This is a genomic window from Bradyrhizobium diazoefficiens, assembly GCF_016612535.1.
Lineage (GTDB): Bacteria > Pseudomonadota > Alphaproteobacteria > Rhizobiales > Xanthobacteraceae > Bradyrhizobium > Bradyrhizobium diazoefficiens_C.
The window spans coordinates 2,857,793-2,874,204 of the sequence record NZ_JAENXS010000001.1 but is presented as its reverse complement, the minus strand read 5'-3'; the positions used below and the strand labels follow the sequence as shown (position 1 = coordinate 2,874,204).

The following is a 16,412-nucleotide window of genomic DNA, read 5'->3' as shown; positions in this document are numbered from 1 at the left end:
CGCGCGGGCGGCACTCACTTTCCGATTTTGCCTGAGCCATGTTTTTAAATGATGCCTGTCATTCCATTGACTATCCCGAAGCTAGTCCTATTTTGGAAATCGTCAAGTTTCCTAATTCAGGGAGCCGGCCATGACCGCGCACGCCAACCCGTCCAAGATTGAAGCCAACGTGGTTCCAACCGCGGCTCCGGAGGGCGTCCTGCCCACCGTGCCGCGCCGAAAGCTGAACCTTCGCAAGCTGTTGCTGGCGGGGGTGGCCGCCCTGACCCTCGCCGGGGCGAGCTGGTACGGTTACGATTACTGGACCGTCGGCCGCTTCCTCGTCTCCACCGATGACGCCTATGTGAAGGCCGACAACACCACCATCGCGCCGAAGGTCAGCGGCTATCTCGACCGCGTCGTGGTCGGCGATAACGAGCATGTGAAGGCCGGCCAGGTGCTGGCTCGCATCGACGACCGCGACTTCCGCGTCGCGCTCGACCAGGCCAGAGCCGATGTCGCGGCTGCGAATGCGACGATCACGAGCAAGCGGGCGCAGCTCGATGTTCAGGACGCGGTGATCGCCGCGGCGAGAGCGACCATCGACGTCGACACCGCCGCGAAGACCTTCGCCCAGCAAGAGAACAAGCGCTACACGGATCTCGCCGCGACCGGCTATGGCAGCGTGCAGAACGCCCAGCAGGCGCAGTCGCGCAACGCCGGCGCCGAGGCCGCGATCCAGCGCGATACCGCCAATCTCGCCTCCGCCCTCAAGCAGGTCGAGCTGCTGAAGGCCGAGATCGCGCAGGCCAACGCTGCGGCCGCCCGCGCGGCCGCACTTCAGCACCAGGCCGAGCTCAATCTCGGCTATACCACGATCGTCTCCCCGATCGACGGCGTCATCGGCAACCGCACGCTCCGCGTCGGCCAATATGTGCAGGCCGGAACCCAGCTGATGTCGATCGTGCCGGCCGAGGGCGCCTATGTGGTCGCCAATTTCAAGGAGACCCAACTCACCCAGGTCCGCGCGGGACAAGAGGTCGAGATCGAGGTCGACACGTTCCCGGGCCAGGTCGTGCACGGTCACGTCGATTCCATCGCGCCGGCCAGCGGCCAGGAGTTCGCCCTGCTGCCGCCGGACAACGCCACCGGCAATTTCACCAAGGTCGTGCAGCGCATCCCCGTGAAGATCGCGCTGGATGCCGAGACGCAGCCTGCGATCGAGCTGCGGCCTGGCATGTCCGTGATCCCGACGATCGCAACCCGTTCAGCGCCGACCGCGCAAGCGGCAACGACGCCCAAGGCGACGTCTAAGGCGAAAGCAAAGCTTGTTTCCGGAGGGTCGTGCCATGTCAAACAGCATCTCAATCTCGACGCCAGCACGAGCAACACCGGCCGCGACGCCTGAGCGCGTCGTAGCCGATCCCAATCGCGCCAGTGCCACGATCTGGATCGCCGTGTTCGCGGCGATGATCGGCGCCTTCATGGCGATCCTGAACATCCAGATCACCAACGCCTCGCTGCTCAATATCGAGGGCGGCATCGGTACCGGCGTCGACAACGGATCCTGGATCTCGACGTCGTATCTGATCGGCGAGATCATCGTGATTCCGCTGACCGACTATCTGTCGCGGGTGTTCTCGTTCCGCAACATCATGCTGAGCTTCGCGACGCTGTTTGCGGCCTTCTCGGTGGCCTGCGCCTTCACCCACGATCTGCCCTCGATGATCGCGATGCGCGGTTTCCAGGGCTTCTTCGGCGGCGTGCTGATCCCGATGGCCTTCACACTTGTCTTCACCAAGCTGCCGAAGGGCCAGCAGCCGATCGGCCTTGCCATGTTCTCGCTCGCCGTGACCTTCGCGCCCGCGATCGGCCCGACCATCGGCGGCTTTCTCACCGAGAACTACGGCTGGCAGACCATCTTCTATGTTAACGTGCTGCCCACCGCGATTATGGTGACCATCCTCTTCTTTACACTTGAGCGTCAGCCAATCAACCTCGGACTGTTGCGCGAAGGCGACTGGTTCGGCATCGCGACCATGGTGATCGGCCTGGCCTCGCTTCAGGCGGTGCTCGAGGAAGGCAACAAGGACGACTGGTTCGGCTCGCCCTTCATCGTGCGGCTCGCGATCATCGCCGCGGTCAGCCTGTCGCTGTTCATCTATAACGAGCTGGTGGTCGAGAAGCCGCTGCTGCGGCTGCGCCTGCTGACGCAGTGGAATTTCGGCGTCGGCACGATCGCCGCAGTGTTCCTCGGCTTCGCGCTGTTCGGCTCGGTCTATCTGCTGCCGGCCTATCTCGGCCAGGTGCAAGGGTATAATGCCGAGCAGATCGGCAACGTACTGGCCTGGACCGGCCTGCCGCAGCTACTGCTGATTCCGCTGGTGCCGAAACTGATGCAGCGGTTCGACACGCGCTACATCGCAACGGTCGGCCTGCTGCTGTTCGCCGTGAGCTCGTTCCTGAATATTCAGATGTCGCTCGACTATTCCGGCGATCAGTTCTTCATTCCCAACGTCGTGCGCGCCGTGGGCCAGGCCTTGACGCTGGCGCCGCTGTCTGCGCTGAGCCTCGGCAGCGTTGCGCCGCAAGACGCGCCCGCCGCCTCCGGCATCTCCAACATGATGCGTAATCTCGGCGGCGCCATCGGCACCGCGGTGTTAGCTACTATCGTCACCAAGCGCGAGCAATTCCACTCGAACATCATCGGTCACTCCGTGACGCTCGGCCGCGAGGAGGTCCGCACCCGGATCGCGCAGCTCACCAACTACTTCATCGCCCACGGCGTGCCCGACCCGAATGCCGCGCGCGAGCAGGCCATCATCGCGCTCGGCAAGACGGTCAAGCGCCAGGCGCTGGTGATGGGCTATTCCGACACCTTTGCCGTGATCGGCGTGGTGCTGGTGCTGGCCGCAATCGCGGTGATGCTGACGCGGCGGGTGAAGGCGGCCGGCAGCGGAGGCGCGCACTAAGTCCTCTCCCTCTTCCCACACGCGGGGAAAGGTCGTCATGCCCGGACCCGTCCCGGGCATCCACGTTCTTTGTACAGCAGGAAAACGCGTGGATGGGCCGCGTAGCGGCTTAGGCAGCACTCACGGCTGCGCACTCATTGCTTCAAAACGACCCAAGCGCGCTGCCCAGGGCGATCACGGCCACCAGCGCTACGAGCGACGTCACGATGCCCACCATCACGATGTCAAAATAACTGTCGCGATGGGTCAGGCCGCAGATCGCGAGCAGGCTGACCACCGCGCCATTGTGCGGCAGGATGTCCAGCGTGCCCGAACCGATCACCGCAACACGATGCATCAGTGCGAGGTCGGTGCCGGTGCGCGCGGCAAGCTCGACATAGGTCTGGCCGAGCGCATCCAGCGCAATGGTCAGACCGCCCGACGCCGAGCCGGTCAGCGCCGCCAGGATGTTGGTCGCGACCGCGAGCGACACCAGCGGGCCGCCTTCGATCGCGAGCACCCACTCGCGCACCAGCGCGAACGCCGGCAGCGCGGCGACGACTGCTCCGAAGCCGACGAGGCTTGCGACGCTGAACGCAGGCAGCACCGAAGCATTGGCGCCAGCGTCCATGGTCTGCCGCAACGCCGGCAGGCGCGTCCAGTTCAGCACGATCGTCGTGACGATCGCTGCGGTCAAGGCGACCGCGACCGACCAGACGCCCGCCACGGCAGCGAGCGACGTTTCACCAAAGCGCGGCTCGGCGAGATAGCCGACGTCCAGCCGCGGCAGCACCATCAGCGACATCACGAGATTGACCGCCACGACGACAATCAGCGGCACAATCGCGCTGACAACCGGCGACGGCCCGCTGCTGCGATGGCCGTGCTGCAGCTCCGCGGGATCGAACTCCCGCGCCGTCGTCGCGCGTTCGCGCACGAGCTCGTCGGCGGCGGCGCGTTCAGTCGCATCCTCGACATCGTCGCCATAACCCTCCCCGGCACGGCGCGCCGCGGCTTCGGCGCGATGCAGCCACCACAATCCCGTGCCGAGCATGATCAGCGAAGCGACGATGCCGAGACCGGGCGCCGCAAAGGGCGTGGTGCTGAAGAACGGCATCGGGATCGCATTCTGGATCGACGGCGTACCAGGCAGAGCCGACATCGTGAAGGTCGACGTGCCCAGCACGATCGCGGCCGGAATCAGACGACGCGGAATTGCGGCGGCACGAAACAGCGAGCGGGCCATCGGGGCGATGACGAAGAACGCGACGAACAGGCTGACGCCGCCATAGGTGACCATCGCACCAGCCAACACCACCGCCAGGATCACGCGGCGCTCGCCGAGACGTTTCGCCATGAAGGCAGCAACCGACGTCACCGCACCGCTGTCATCCATCAGCTTGCCGAAGACGGCGCCGAGCAGAAAGATCGGGAAGAACTGCGCGAGAAATCCCGCCGCATTCGCCATGAAAACCTGGGTCAGGTTCGCAAGCAGCGGCTCGCCGCTGAACAACGCGGCGACCAGCGCAGCGAACGGCGCGAGCAGGAGTACGCTCCAGCCGCGAAAGGCAAACAGGACGAGCAAACCTAGCCCGACGAAGAGGCCGAGAAGACCCATGCCTCAGCACTCCGACAACAGGACATCGAGATCGGCGGTCGAACGCTGGCCGATCTCCGCGCCGTGCTCGCCGAGAAACGCCTCGGCTGCCTGACATCCTTCGGCGCGCAACATCGAGACGAACTCCCATTCCGCGTTGAGCTTGGACGACGCGCCGAACTTCGCCAGCATGTCGCTCTTGATGCGGTGTGTCCGCATTTTGGCCCAGCGCGCGCCTTCACCGCCACCGGGATCGGCGGCATGGCGCAGCAGCGCGATCATGCGCAACTCCTTCATCAGGGGCGAGTTGAAGGAAATCTCGTTGAGCCGGTTGAGGATCTCCGCGGCGGTCCGTGGCTCGTCCAGCCGCTCGGTCGGATTGATCTGAACGAGGATGGTGTCGTGCGCGTCGCTCTCGCGCACCAGCGGCGTGATGGTGGGGTTGCCGGCATAGCCGCCGTCCCAATAGGGCTCCCCGTCGATCTCGATCGCGCGGAACATGGTCGGCAGGCAGGCAGATGCCAACAGCACGTCCGCCGTAATCTCGGCGTTGCGGAAGATCCGTCCACGCCCGGTTCGCACTCGTGTCGCGGTGACGAACAGCTTGATCGGCGAACGCGCGAGCCGTTCGAAATCGATGCTCTCCGCCAGCACCGCGCGCAGCGGATTATAGCCCATCGGATTGAGATCGTAGGGCGAGAGCACCCGCGACATCAAATCGGTCAGGATATAGAAAGGCGATGTATCGAGCGTCCAGCGCCCCATCAACCGATCGAGCGGCGAGCGCTGGAGCGGGCTGAAGGCGGCTGCCTTCGACACGCGGCGCCAATATTGTTCGAGCGCAGCGCGTGCGCCTTCGGCGCCACCGGCCGTCCACCCATCCGCCAGCACCGCCGCATTCATGGCACCTGCGGAGGTTCCGGAGATCGCGGCGATGGTCAGCCACTTCTCCTCCAGCAGGCGGTCGAGCACGCCCCACGCGAAGGCGCCGTGCGAACCGCCGCCTTGAAGCGCGAGATCGATCAGTACGGCGTCCCGTTCCATGGCGGCACCCACGCAACTGAAGCTCAAATTCGACGCGAATTGTCTCGCGCAGAAGATGATACAGTTTAGAGAGCTTACGCCGAGCAATGCAACCGGAACGTGACGGCTACCTAGTGCTCGAATACCAGGCGCGCGCCGACCGTGCCCTCGAGCGCGCGGATCTGCGCCAGCAGCGCGCCTGAATCCTGACCACCGAGATCGGCATCGAGCACGACGTAGCCGAGGTCGCCCGCGGTCTCCAGATATTGCGCGATGATGTTGATGTCGCGCTGGAGGAAGACCTCGTTCAGCCGGCGCAACATGCCCGGCACGTTGCGATGGACGTGGCTGAAGCGCACGCCGGAGGGACGCAAATGCAGCTGCACCTCCGGGAAATTCACCGCGCCCATGGTCGATCCCGAGATGAAATAGTCGACCAGCTTGCGCGCCACCTCGCCGCCAATCCGCTCCTGCGCCTCCTCGGTCGAACCGCCGACATGCGGCGTGAGGATGACGTTGGCGAGGCCTTGCAGCGGGCTCTTGAAGCGCTCCGCGTTCGACGACGGCTCGACCGGAAAAACGTCGATGGCGGCACCCGCAATGTGGCCGTCACGCAGCGCGCCTGCGAGCGCGTCGAGATCGACCACGGTGCCGCGGCTGTTGTTGATCAGGAACGAGCCTGGCTTCATCGCCCGCAGCTGCTTCTCGCCGATCATGCCGGCGGTCTCCGGCGTCTCCGGCACGTGCAGGCTGACGACGTCGCTCTGCGCCAGCAGCTCTGCCAGCTTCTCGACCGGCTCGGTGTTGCCGTGGCGGAGCTTGTCGGTGCGGTCGTAATAGATCACCCGCATGCCCATCGCCTCTGCAAGCGTCGACAGCTGCGAGCCGATATTGCCGTAGCCGATGATGCCGAGCGTACGGCCCCGCACCTCGCGGCTGCCGGTCGCCGACTTGTCCCAACCGCCGTCATGGGCCGACACCGATCGCGGAAAGATCTGCCGCAGCAGCATCACGATCTCGCCGATCACGAGCTCGGCGACGCTACGCGTATTGGAGAATGGCGCGTTGAACACGGGGATGCCGCGCTTGCGTGCCGCCAGCAGATCGACCTGGTTGGTGCCGACGCTGAAGCAACCGACCGCGAGCAGCCCATCGGCGGCTTCCAGCACCTCGTCGGTGATCTGGGTGCGCGAGCGGATGCCGAGCAGCGACACGCCCTTGAGCGCCCGGCGCAGCGCCTCGCCGTCCAGCGCCTTGGTCAGACGCTCGACATTGGTGAAGCCCGCGCTCTTGAACAGATCCACGGCGCTATCGTTGACACCTTCAAGCAGCAGCGCCTTCGCGCTCCGCTCAGGGCTTTGGCCTGGGGCTGGCATAGAATCTCCATGAATGGCGGCTTTGCCGCAGCTCTTAGACCGCGGACGAGGCGCAGCACAATAGGGTTTGGATATGGGATTTCGCTTCGCTCCGTCCAAATGACGCACTAAAAGCATACCGAACCGGCCGGAAAGTCCGCCTGATGCGACCTGCCATCTTCTTCGACTGTGACGGCGTGCTGAACGAGGAGCCGGGCGGCCACGGCGTGCTGGGGCCGGACGATATCCGGTTGATCCCGGACGCAGGCGGGGCCGTGCGGGCGGCGCGAGAGGCGGGCTACCTCGCCATCATCGTCACCAACCGCGCGCAGGTGGCGAAGGGCTTTGTCACCCTTGCCGGCCTCGAGACGATTTTCGCACGGCTTCGCGAATTGCTGGCGCAGGACGGCGGCCTCGTCGATGCCATCTATTTCTGCCCGCATCATCCGGAGCGGGGAACAGCGGGCGGCGCGCCGGATTTCCAGATCGCCTGCGAGTGCCGCAAGCCCGGAACACTGCTGTTGCGCCGGGCGGTTGCCGATTTCGACATCGATATCAGCCGTTCCGCGCTGATCGGCGACAGCCTGCGCGACATTGGCGCTGGCCACGCGATGGGATTGAAGAGCTACGGCGTGCGGACCGGCTATGCCTGCCGCGATATCGAGCGCTATTCGGATCGCGCGCCACCGACGCCCGACCGGATGTTTTCCGACGTTGGCGAGGCCGTCGCGTTCTGCATCGCCCATCCTGGGGAATACGGACAAGCCGGCCAGCCCGATTGACGCGGTCCGGCCGTTCGCCGATACCGGCTTGACCTGTATCGACAAGGCTTACCGATTCGTGTCTTGCCGATTTGTGTCTTGCCGATTCGCGAGGGGACTGGACCGGACCGATGAAGACAGCTCTGGTGATCGGCGGCGGCATCGCCGGCTGCGCGGCGACACATCAGCTCATGAAGCTGGGCGGATGGGACGTGACGATCGTGGAGGCCGCGCCGTTCCTCGGCGCCGGCGTTCGCACCTTCTGGTATGGCGGTCATCCCTATACCTTCGGCCCGCGCCACTTCCTGACCCAGAACCGCGCCGTGTACGACTACATGGACGCGATCGTTCCGTTGCGCTCCTGCGCCGATCACCAGTTCATCACCTATGTGGAGCGCGACAACGCCTTCTACAATTATCCGATTCACGAGGACGACATCGCGCTGATGCCCGACAGCGCGAAGATCGCCGCGGAGCGCCAGTCGGCGCGCGGCGTCTCTGAGGCAAAGAACCTCGAGGAATACTGGGTCGGCTCGGTCGGCCAGACGCTCTATGACAAGCTGATCGACAAGTACAACAAGAAGATGTGGCTGGTCGACGACAACAAGCGCATCGACACCTTCAATTGGTCGCCGAAGGGCGTCACCATCAAGAGCGGCTCGCGCGCTGCGTGGGACACCGCATGGTCGGCCTATCCGCATGCGGAAGACGGCTACAACCGCTATTTCGGCGTAGCGACCGAAGGCGCCCGCGTGCTGCTGTCGACCCGCATCGAGCGTTACGATTTGCCGGCACGTGCGGTCTGGTTCGGCGGCGAGAAGCACACATACGACGTCATCATCTCGACCATCTCGCCGGACGAGCCGTTCGGCCGCTGCCATGGCGAGCTCGCCTTCATCGGCCGCGACTTCCACAAGATCGTGCTGCCGACCGAGCACGTCTTCCCCGAACACGTCTATTTCCTCTATTACGCCAACGACGAGGCCTTCACCCGCCTCGTCGAATACAAGAAGTTCACCCACCACAAATCGCCGACCAGCCTCGTCGGCATGGAGATCCCCTCGCACAACGGCAAGCATTATCCGCTGCCGTTCAAGTCCGAGCAGGAGCTCGCGCGCAAATATTACGCACTGATGCCCGACCACGTCTATTCGATCGGCCGTGCCGGCAGCTATCGCTACGGCCTCGACATCGACGACTGCCTCGAGCAGGCGATGGTGATGGCGCGGCAGATCGCCGAAGGCGGCCGCGATCATCCGGTGCCGATCGAGGCCTGGCGCTAGATGACTAAGCCCGCCGCCACGCCGCATCGCTGCGTCGTCTGCGGATCGGGCGATGCGGTGACGATATGGTCGGTGGCGCGCACGCCGATGCACGCCGTGCGGCCGACCGGCATGACGGATGCCGCCAGCGGCTTCGGCCAGCTGGACATCGTGGCATGTAGTGTGTGCGGTCACCTCTCCAACCGAGCCTTCGACACTGACGCAGCCGATGAGCTCTATGGCGCGCTGGTCCTGACCAACGAGCCGGTGAGCCCCGGCATGATCGCCGCCGTGGACGAAACCGCGGCGCTGATCATGCGGCATCTGAAACAGGACCCCGCCGTGCTCGAGGTCGGTGGCGGCGGCGGCGCGCTGTCGCTGGCGCTGGCACGAAGATCCGCGCGCGTCGATCTGGTCGAACCCAGCCGTGCGCTTCGGCCCGAGCGCTTTGCCGGCACCGGCGTAACGCTGCACCGCGCGATGTTCCCGGTCCCGGCATTGGCCGGGCGCCGCTTCGATGCAGTCGTGTGCCGCCAGGTCATCGAGCATGTGCCTGAGCCTGCGCCGTTCCTGGCCGCGCTGCGCGTGAGCCTTGCCGATGACGGCATCGCCTATCTCGAACTGCCGAGCGCCGACGACATCTTGCGCCGCCATTCGATCGTCGATTTCCACTATCCGCACGTGCACTACTACCGGCGCGCCGAGATGGAGTGGCTGCTCGCGCGTGCCGGCTTTGCGGTCGCGGAGGTGTTCGACATTAAGCAGGGCCATGATGTCGGCTTCCTGCTGCGTGCCGCGGAGCCGCAGGCGCGGGAGGTCCCCGCCTCGTCCGAGATGTCGTCCGAAGGCTTGTTGGCGGCGTTGGCCGAACGGCGCGCACGGGCGGCACGGCGCCTCGCCGCGATCGACGGTCCGATCGCACTCTACGGCGCCAACGCCTATGCGCAGGCGCTGCTCGGCCTCTATCAGGAGAGCACCCCCTTCGCCGCTGTTTTCGACGACACCGCCTCCTATGCGGGACGCTGCGTCTACGGCCCTGCGGGCGAGATCGCGATCGAACCACCGCGCGGCGAACGCCTCGCCGGCATGGCGGCCATCGTCATCGCGGCCTATCTGCACGATGCCGAGATCGCACGAAAAATCTCGGCGATGGGATATCGCGGGCCCGTCTACACGTTGCGTGCAGCGGATCCGGATAGTCCGGGCCTGATCGCGAGCCTGTTCGACCCGTAAAGCGCCTCAGATCAGATCCGTCTCGGTCTCGGAGGCGATATAGGACCGCCCCCACCAGCCGATGTCGAGATGGCGGACGAAGCGCCAGCGCGAGCGCTGGCGGTATTCGACAAAGGCCCGCGCCAGGCCGCGGCCGGGATTGCCGCGGTTGCCGACGAAGAGATCGTCGATATAGAGCACCGACCCGGCCTGAAGTAGCGGCTCGATGAAGTCGAACACGGGGACGGCGGACTCATAGAGATCACAGTCGATGGTCGCGAGCGCGATTTTGCGCCCGCTGTCTGCGAATTGCTGTCTCAGGGCGGATGTAAGTGAATCGCCATAGAGGCCTTTCACTGTGCGCACCTTATCCGTGTAGATGCCGTGCTCGCCGATCAGGCGCAAGAACTCCTGTTCCGAGGTCGCGAGCGCGCCTTGCGTCCATTTGCCGACGCTGGTCTCGGTTTCGGGCGCAGGCAGGCCGGCAAAGCTGTCGAACGCCCAGAACGCCATGTCGCCAAGGTTCTTGCGCCGTGCCTCCGTCAGCGCCATGCGGAAGGTGCGCGCGCGGTGGCAGCCAAATTCGTGGTAATCGCCGGCGATCTCGTTCTCCTTCAGGAAATCGAAGACCTGGCGGAAGAATCTCAGCTTCTCGCTCTGCCGGTTCTGCTGGTTGTAGCGGATCTCGTCCTCCGCCGACCAGTTCGCAAGCGCAGCACCATCGGCGATCTCGACCCAGGGCTCGCAGGCGAGCGACCTGATCCCGGTCGCAGGCTCCGGGGGGACGTCGTCGCTACGATCGCTGCTCATGGCGCTTCACCGGCTGGAGATATTCTGTGTTCCCCCCTCCGGTATCGGGCCGCGGGATGGAATCAGCGCGTGATAGCTTAAGCGAGCCGCCGATCAAGGCCAGCGGGCGCTTGCGGCGCCTGATTGGGGCGGTGCGGGAGGCGTTTCGGCGCACGACCTGTTGATAACTGCCCCCGGCCTATCGTTCGGCGGCCCCGAATCGACTCAGAACACAGACATGGAACAGCAATCCGCGGACACACGTAAGACTACGGTGGCGCGGATTGCGGCCGTGCGTCGGGATTCGCGGCGGGATAATCAGGTCAGCGGTGATTCGCCGGCTGGCCCGCACACCGGGCTCGACGACACACAAACGGGGCCGCTCGCGAAGGTGGAACACGTCGCCCAATATTTGCGGGAGGTCTGCGAGATCGCGCAGGCCTTGCCGGCAGGCGAGATCGAGGCGCTCTGCGACGAGCTCGTCGGCTTACGTGAGCGCGGCGGCCGGCTGTTCATCCTCGGCGTCGGCGGCAGTGCCGCGAACGCGAGCCACGCCGTCAATGACTTCCGCAAGCTGTGCGGCATCGAGGCCTACGCACCGACCGACAACGTCTCGGAACTCTCCGCCCGCACCAATGACGAGGGCTGGCCGAGCGTGTTCGCCGAATGGCTGCGGGTCAGCCGCATCGGAGCGCGCGACGCCATCCTGGTTCTCTCGGTCGGCGGCGGCAATCTCGAACGCAATGTCAGCCCCAACATCGTCGCAGCGGTGAAGGAGGCGAAGGCGAAGAACGCGCGCGTGCTCGGCATCGTCGGACGCGACGGCGGCTATGCGAAACAGGCCGGTGACGTCGTCGTCGTCATTCCTACCGCGGCTGAGCAGCGTGTCACGCCGCATGCCGAAGCGTTCCAGGCCGTGGTTTGGCATTGCCTGGTTTCGCATCCGAAGTTGCAGCGCAGCGCCACCAAATGGTGAGGCGCTGGCCTGGGGACTCCGGGGGGAGTATTTTGCGTCGTGCGTGAGTCGTCTTGTTGCGCCGGGCGGAACCCGTCCGGCACAAGAGTGGATGAGTTTGACCTGGCAGGCCGGACGCTTTTGGGGCGATCCGGCGGGCAACGAGCTGAAGGGGCTTACGCGACATGAACGCACTGAGCATTGACGCGCTCAATATCCAGATCTTTGGCGACGGCGCGGATCTCGCGACGATCCAGCGCACCTCGCTCGATCCGCGGATCAAGGGCTTCACGACCAACCCGTCGCTGATGCGCGCGGCGGGCGTCGGCGACTACCGCACGTTCGGCTGCGCGGCGCTGGGTATGGTGCGCGACCGGCCGATCTGCTTCGAAGTGCTGGGCGACGACCTCGCCACCATCACTCACGAAGCTCGCGAGATCGCCTCGTGGGGCCCGAACGTCTATGTCAAGCTTCCGGTGACGACCACCCGCGGCGAGTTCTGCGGCCCCGCCATCGCCGAGCTCGCGCGCGAGGGCGTGAAGGTCAACGTCACTGCCATTCTCACGCTGAGCCAGGTCGAACGCGTCTGTAAAGTGCTCGACCCCAAGACGCCGGCGATCGTCTCGGTGTTTGCCGGGCGCATCGCCGACACCGGCCGCGATCCGGTCGCGATGATGGCGGAGGCTCTGGAAATCCTGGTCGATCGTCCGGCTGCACAACTGCTGTGGGCCAGCCCGCGCGAGTTGCTCAATCTGTTCCAGGCGGATGCCATCGGCTGCCACATCATCACGCTGTCCGCCGACCTGCTGAAGAAATTCGACCTGGTCGGCAAGGACCTCGACGTTTACTCGCGCGAGACCGTCGCCATGTTCCGCAATGACGCGCTCGCGGCCGGCTACGAGTTGTCGCCGCGCAAGCCGGCCAGGAAACGCGTGGTCGGGCGTATCGATCGTTAACGACACCGGATTGCAATGCTCAAGAACGTCCTCGTCACCGGCGGCGCCGGTTATGTCGGCCATGTCCTGGTCCCGCGCCTGCTCGCCGACGGCTACAACGTCACCGTCTACGACCTCCTGTTCTTCGGTTGCCGGCTGCCGAACCATCCGAACCTGCGCGTCGTAAAGGGCGACATCCGCGACACCGCGAAGCTTGCCACCCATCTCAAGGGCCAGGATGCCGTGCTGCATCTCGCCTGCATCTCCAACGATGCGAGCTTCGAGCTCGACGAGAACCTCTCCAGGACCATCAACTACGACTGTTTCGAACCGATGGTGGTCGCAGCGCGAAGAGCGGGCGTGAAGCGCTTCGTCTATTGCTCGACGAGTTCAGTCTACGGTGTCAGCGACGCGCCCAACGTGACCGAAGAGCATCCCCTGGTGCCGCTGACGCTCTACAACAAGTTCAAGGGCATGTGCGAGCCGCTGCTGTGGAAGCACAAGGCGGACGACTTCACCTGCGTCACGGTGCGGCCCGCGACGGTCTGCGGCTACAGTCCGCGCACGCGGCTCGACCTCTCCGTCAACATCCTCACCAACCACGCCGTGAACAAGGGCGTCATCACCGTGTTCGGCGGCAGGCAGATGCGGCCCAACCTCCATATCGAGGACATGGTCGACGCCTACCGGCTGATGCTGACGGCGCCGCACGACAATATCCACGGCGAGACCTTCAATATCGGCTTCGAGAACCACGCGATCGCCGACCTCGCCAGCATGGTGAAATCCGTCGTCGAGGCGAGGAGCGGCCGCGAGATCGGCATCGTTACCACGCCGTCGGACGACAATCGCTCCTATCACGTGAATTCCGACAAGATCCGTCGCGTGCTCGGCTACGCGCCCGCACGGACGATCGAGGACGCAATGCGCGACCTCGCTCGCGCCTTCGTCAATCACCTGCTGCCGAACAGCTTTGACGACGACTGGTACTACAACGTCCGCACCATGAAGAAGCTCGGGGCCAGATGAGTGCGCGTCCGGACCGCACTGGTAACGGGTGGCGCCGGCTTCATCGGCAGCCACATGGTGGAGCTGTTGCTGGAACGGGGCTACCGGCTGCGCGTCATCGACAATCTCGTCGGCGGCCGCGAGGCCAATCTTGCCGCGCACGCCAATAATCCCGATCTCGCCTTCGAGCGGGGCGATATCCGTGATTTACAGCCGGGCAGCGCACTATTCCGCGACGTCACCCGCGTGTTCCACTTCGCTGGAATCGGCGACATCGTGCCCTCGATCGAATCCCCGCTCGACTACATGCAGGTCAACGTGCAGGGCACGGCGCAGGTGCTGGAATGCGCCCGGCACGCCCATGTGCGCAAGCTTGTCTATGCGGCATCGTCCTCCTGCTATGGACTCGCTGCGACGCCGACCCGCGAGGACCACCCGATCTCGCCGCAATATCCGTACGCACTGAGCAAATATCAGGGCGAGCAGGCGGTGCTGCACTGGCACGCCGTGTACAAGCTCCCGGTCAATGTCATCCGCATCTTCAACGCCTATGGCACGCGCTCGCGCACCTCGGGCGCCTATGGCGCGGTGTTCGGCGTGTTCCTGCGACAGAAGCTGGCCGGCAAGCCCTACACCGTCGTCGGCGACGGCACCCAGACGCGCGACTTCGTTTATGCCAGCGATGTCGCAGACGCCTTTTTGCGCGCCGGCGAGACAGAACTGACCGGCAATATCTGGAATCTCGGCGCCGGCAATCCGCAATCGGTCAACCATTTGGTGGCGCTGCTTGGCGGCCCCGTGATCCACATCCCCAAGCGCCCGGGCGAGCCGGACTGCACGTTCGCGGACATCGCTAAGATCCGACGCGAGCTCGGCTGGGAGCCGCAGGTGAGCTTCGAGGAGGGCGTCGGCCGCATCCTAGCCGAGATCGACTATTGGCGCGACGCACCGCTCTGGAACCCGGAGACCATTGCCGCGGCGACGTCGGCGTGGTTCAACGCCCTCACGACCAAGGGAGCGCCGGCATGATGGACGATGCGACCCATCGCATGGTGAGCCACAAGCTGAAGAGCGCAGCCGAGATCGCTGCGCTGATCGGTCGGCGTCCACGCAAGCGCAAGGCCATCATGTGCCACGGCACCTTCGACGTCGTGCATCCCGGCCATGTCCGCCATCTGCTCTACGCCAAGAGCAAGGGCGACATTCTGATCGCGAGCCTGACGGCGGACGCACATATCCTGAAAGCGAATTTCCGGCCCTTCGTGCCGCAGGAGCTCCGCGCCTTCAACCTCGCAGCGCTCGAGGCCGTCGACTACGTGATGATCGACCCGAAGCCGACGCCGATCGAGAACATCCGCCTGATCGAGCCCGACATCTTCGCAAAGGGGTACGAATACACGGCAGCCGGGCTGCATCCCCGCACAGCCGAGGAGAAGGACGCGGTCGAGGCCTATGGCGGCGAGCTGATCTTCACGCCGGGCGACATCGTGTTCTCGTCCTCGCACATCATCGAGACGGCGCCGCCCTCGATCGCGACCGAAAAGCTCCTGACGCTGCTCTATGCCGAGCACCTCGATTTCGACAGCCTGCGTGGCGTGCTCGACCGCTTTCACGATCTGCGCGTCCACGTGATCGGCGACACCATCGTCGACACCTACACGCGCTGCGCCGTGATCGGCGGCGGTACCAAGACGCCGACCATGAGCGTGCGCTTCGAGGAGAAGCAGGATTTCGTCGGCGGCGCCGGTATCGTCGCTAAACATCTCGCCAGCGCCGGCACAAAGGTGACCTTCTCGACCGTGCTGGGCGATGACGCGACCGGCGGATTCGTCAAGCGCGACCTCGGCAACACCGACATCGATTTCCACGCCATCGTCGATCCGAACCGGCCGACGACCAACAAGGACGTCATCGTCGCCGCCGGCCATCATTTGCTCAAGGTCGACCGCGTCGACAACCGCCCCATCTCCGAACGCATCGTCAGCACGCTGGTCGATCGCATCGCATCGGTGCCGGCCGATATTGTCGTGTTCACGGACTTCCGTCACGGCATCTTCAACCGCGAGACCATTCCGCATCTGATCAACGCAATTCCGAAGACCGCCTTCCGGGTCGCCGATTCGCAGGTCGCGAGCCGCTGGGGCAACATCCTCGAATTCCAGGGTTTTGACCTCATCACGCCGAACGAGCGTGAGGCCCGGTTCGCGCTCGGCGACCAGGACTCGGTGGTGCGCCCGCTCGGCACCGAGCTGTACCGCCAGGCGCACTGCAAGACGCTGCTGCTCAAGCTCGGCCCGCGCGGCCTGATGGCCTTCCGCGGCGAGCCGAAGAGCGACGAGGACGTCCGCTCCTTTTTCGCCGTCGACAGCTTTGCCGACAATGTCGTCGATGCCGTCGGCTCCGGCGACGCGCTGCTCGCCTATGCCGCACCGGCCATGTATCTCACCGGCAATGCTGTCGTCGCGGCCGTGCTCGGTTCGCTCTCCGCCGCGGTCGCCTGCGAGCACCAGGGCAACGTGCCGACCGAGCCGAACGACATTCTCGACAAGATCGACCGTCTCGAGCGACAAGCGCAGTACCGCTGA

Annotated in this window: 14 protein-coding genes; 10 read left to right on the top strand and 4 right to left on the bottom strand. The window is 65.0% G+C overall.

Features of this window, described 5'->3' with window-relative positions:
- The first annotated feature begins 130 nt into the window (after nucleotides 1–130).
- Both JJE66_RS13560 and JJE66_RS13555 read left to right on the top strand, forming a co-directional pair.
- Nucleotides 131–1,387: an HlyD family secretion protein gene (locus tag JJE66_RS13560; RefSeq protein WP_200514748.1), complete on the top strand. Its 1,257-nt coding sequence runs from the start codon at nucleotides 131–133 to the stop codon at nucleotides 1,385–1,387.
- Nucleotides 1,329–2,951, top strand: a complete 1,623-nt coding sequence (locus tag JJE66_RS13555; RefSeq protein WP_200514747.1) for an MDR family MFS transporter — start codon at nucleotides 1,329–1,331, stop codon at nucleotides 2,949–2,951. The genes JJE66_RS13560 and JJE66_RS13555 overlap by 59 nt, the downstream gene beginning before the upstream one ends.
- 142 nt (nucleotides 2,952–3,093) lie before the next feature.
- On the opposite strand, the gene JJE66_RS13550 is transcribed toward JJE66_RS13555, so the two are convergent.
- The 3 genes from JJE66_RS13550 to serA form a co-directional block, all read right to left on the bottom strand.
- Nucleotides 3,094–4,548 (bottom strand): GntP family permease, encoded by a 1,455-nt coding sequence (locus JJE66_RS13550; RefSeq protein ID WP_200514746.1) that lies wholly within the window; start codon nucleotides 4,546–4,548, stop codon nucleotides 3,094–3,096.
- Between the two features lie 3 nt (nucleotides 4,549–4,551).
- Nucleotides 4,552–5,571 carry a patatin-like phospholipase family protein gene (locus tag JJE66_RS13545; RefSeq protein WP_200514745.1) on the bottom strand — a complete coding sequence of 340 codons (1,020 nt, stop codon included), beginning with the start codon at nucleotides 5,569–5,571 and terminating at the stop codon, nucleotides 4,552–4,554.
- 110 nt (nucleotides 5,572–5,681) lie between these two features.
- Nucleotides 5,682–6,926, bottom strand: coding sequence for a phosphoglycerate dehydrogenase (gene serA, locus JJE66_RS13540; RefSeq protein WP_200514744.1), 1,245 nt, complete (start codon nucleotides 6,924–6,926; stop codon nucleotides 5,682–5,684).
- 143 nt (nucleotides 6,927–7,069) lie between these two features.
- Between serA and JJE66_RS13535 the strand changes: the two genes are divergently transcribed.
- The 3 genes from JJE66_RS13535 to JJE66_RS13525 all read left to right on the top strand — a co-directional run bounded on the left by JJE66_RS13535 (nucleotide 7,070) and on the right by JJE66_RS13525 (nucleotide 10,161).
- Nucleotides 7,070–7,687, top strand: a complete 618-nt coding sequence (locus tag JJE66_RS13535) for an HAD-IIIA family hydrolase (protein WP_200514743.1) — start codon at nucleotides 7,070–7,072, stop codon at nucleotides 7,685–7,687.
- Between the two features lie 110 nt (nucleotides 7,688–7,797).
- A complete protein-coding gene (locus tag JJE66_RS13530) occupies nucleotides 7,798–8,949 on the top strand; it encodes a UDP-galactopyranose mutase (protein WP_200514742.1) in 1,152 nt (383 codons plus the stop codon).
- On the top strand, nucleotides 8,950–10,161 hold the full coding sequence (locus JJE66_RS13525; RefSeq protein WP_200514741.1) for a class I SAM-dependent methyltransferase: 1,212 nt from the start codon (nucleotides 8,950–8,952) through the stop codon (nucleotides 10,159–10,161).
- Between the two features lie 6 nt (nucleotides 10,162–10,167).
- Here the strand turns inward: JJE66_RS13525 and JJE66_RS13520 are convergent, their stop codons facing one another.
- Nucleotides 10,168–10,950 (bottom strand): TylF/MycF/NovP-related O-methyltransferase, encoded by a 783-nt coding sequence (locus JJE66_RS13520; protein WP_200514740.1) that lies wholly within the window; start codon nucleotides 10,948–10,950, stop codon nucleotides 10,168–10,170.
- A gap of 217 nt (nucleotides 10,951–11,167) precedes the next feature.
- Between JJE66_RS13520 and JJE66_RS13515 the strand changes: the two genes are divergently transcribed.
- The 5 genes from JJE66_RS13515 (at nucleotide 11,168) to JJE66_RS13495 (ending at nucleotide 16,412) form a co-directional block, all read left to right on the top strand.
- On the top strand, nucleotides 11,168–11,905 hold the full coding sequence (locus tag JJE66_RS13515) for an SIS domain-containing protein (RefSeq protein ID WP_200514739.1): 738 nt from the start codon (nucleotides 11,168–11,170) through the stop codon (nucleotides 11,903–11,905).
- Nucleotides 11,906–12,069: 164 nt separating this feature from the next.
- Nucleotides 12,070–12,840, top strand: coding sequence for a transaldolase (locus JJE66_RS13510; RefSeq protein WP_200514738.1), 771 nt, complete (start codon nucleotides 12,070–12,072; stop codon nucleotides 12,838–12,840).
- Nucleotides 12,841–12,855: 15 nt separating this feature from the next.
- Complete coding sequence (locus JJE66_RS13505; protein WP_200514737.1) at nucleotides 12,856–13,848, top strand: NAD(P)-dependent oxidoreductase; 993 nt, start codon at nucleotides 12,856–12,858, stop codon at nucleotides 13,846–13,848.
- Complete coding sequence (locus JJE66_RS13500) at nucleotides 13,849–14,856, top strand: NAD-dependent epimerase/dehydratase family protein (RefSeq protein WP_311979865.1); 1,008 nt, start codon at nucleotides 13,849–13,851, stop codon at nucleotides 14,854–14,856.
- Entirely contained in the window at nucleotides 14,853–16,412 is a 1,560-nt protein-coding gene (locus tag JJE66_RS13495; RefSeq protein WP_200514736.1) for a PfkB family carbohydrate kinase, read from the top strand. Before JJE66_RS13500 ends, JJE66_RS13495 begins: the two co-directional genes overlap by 4 nt.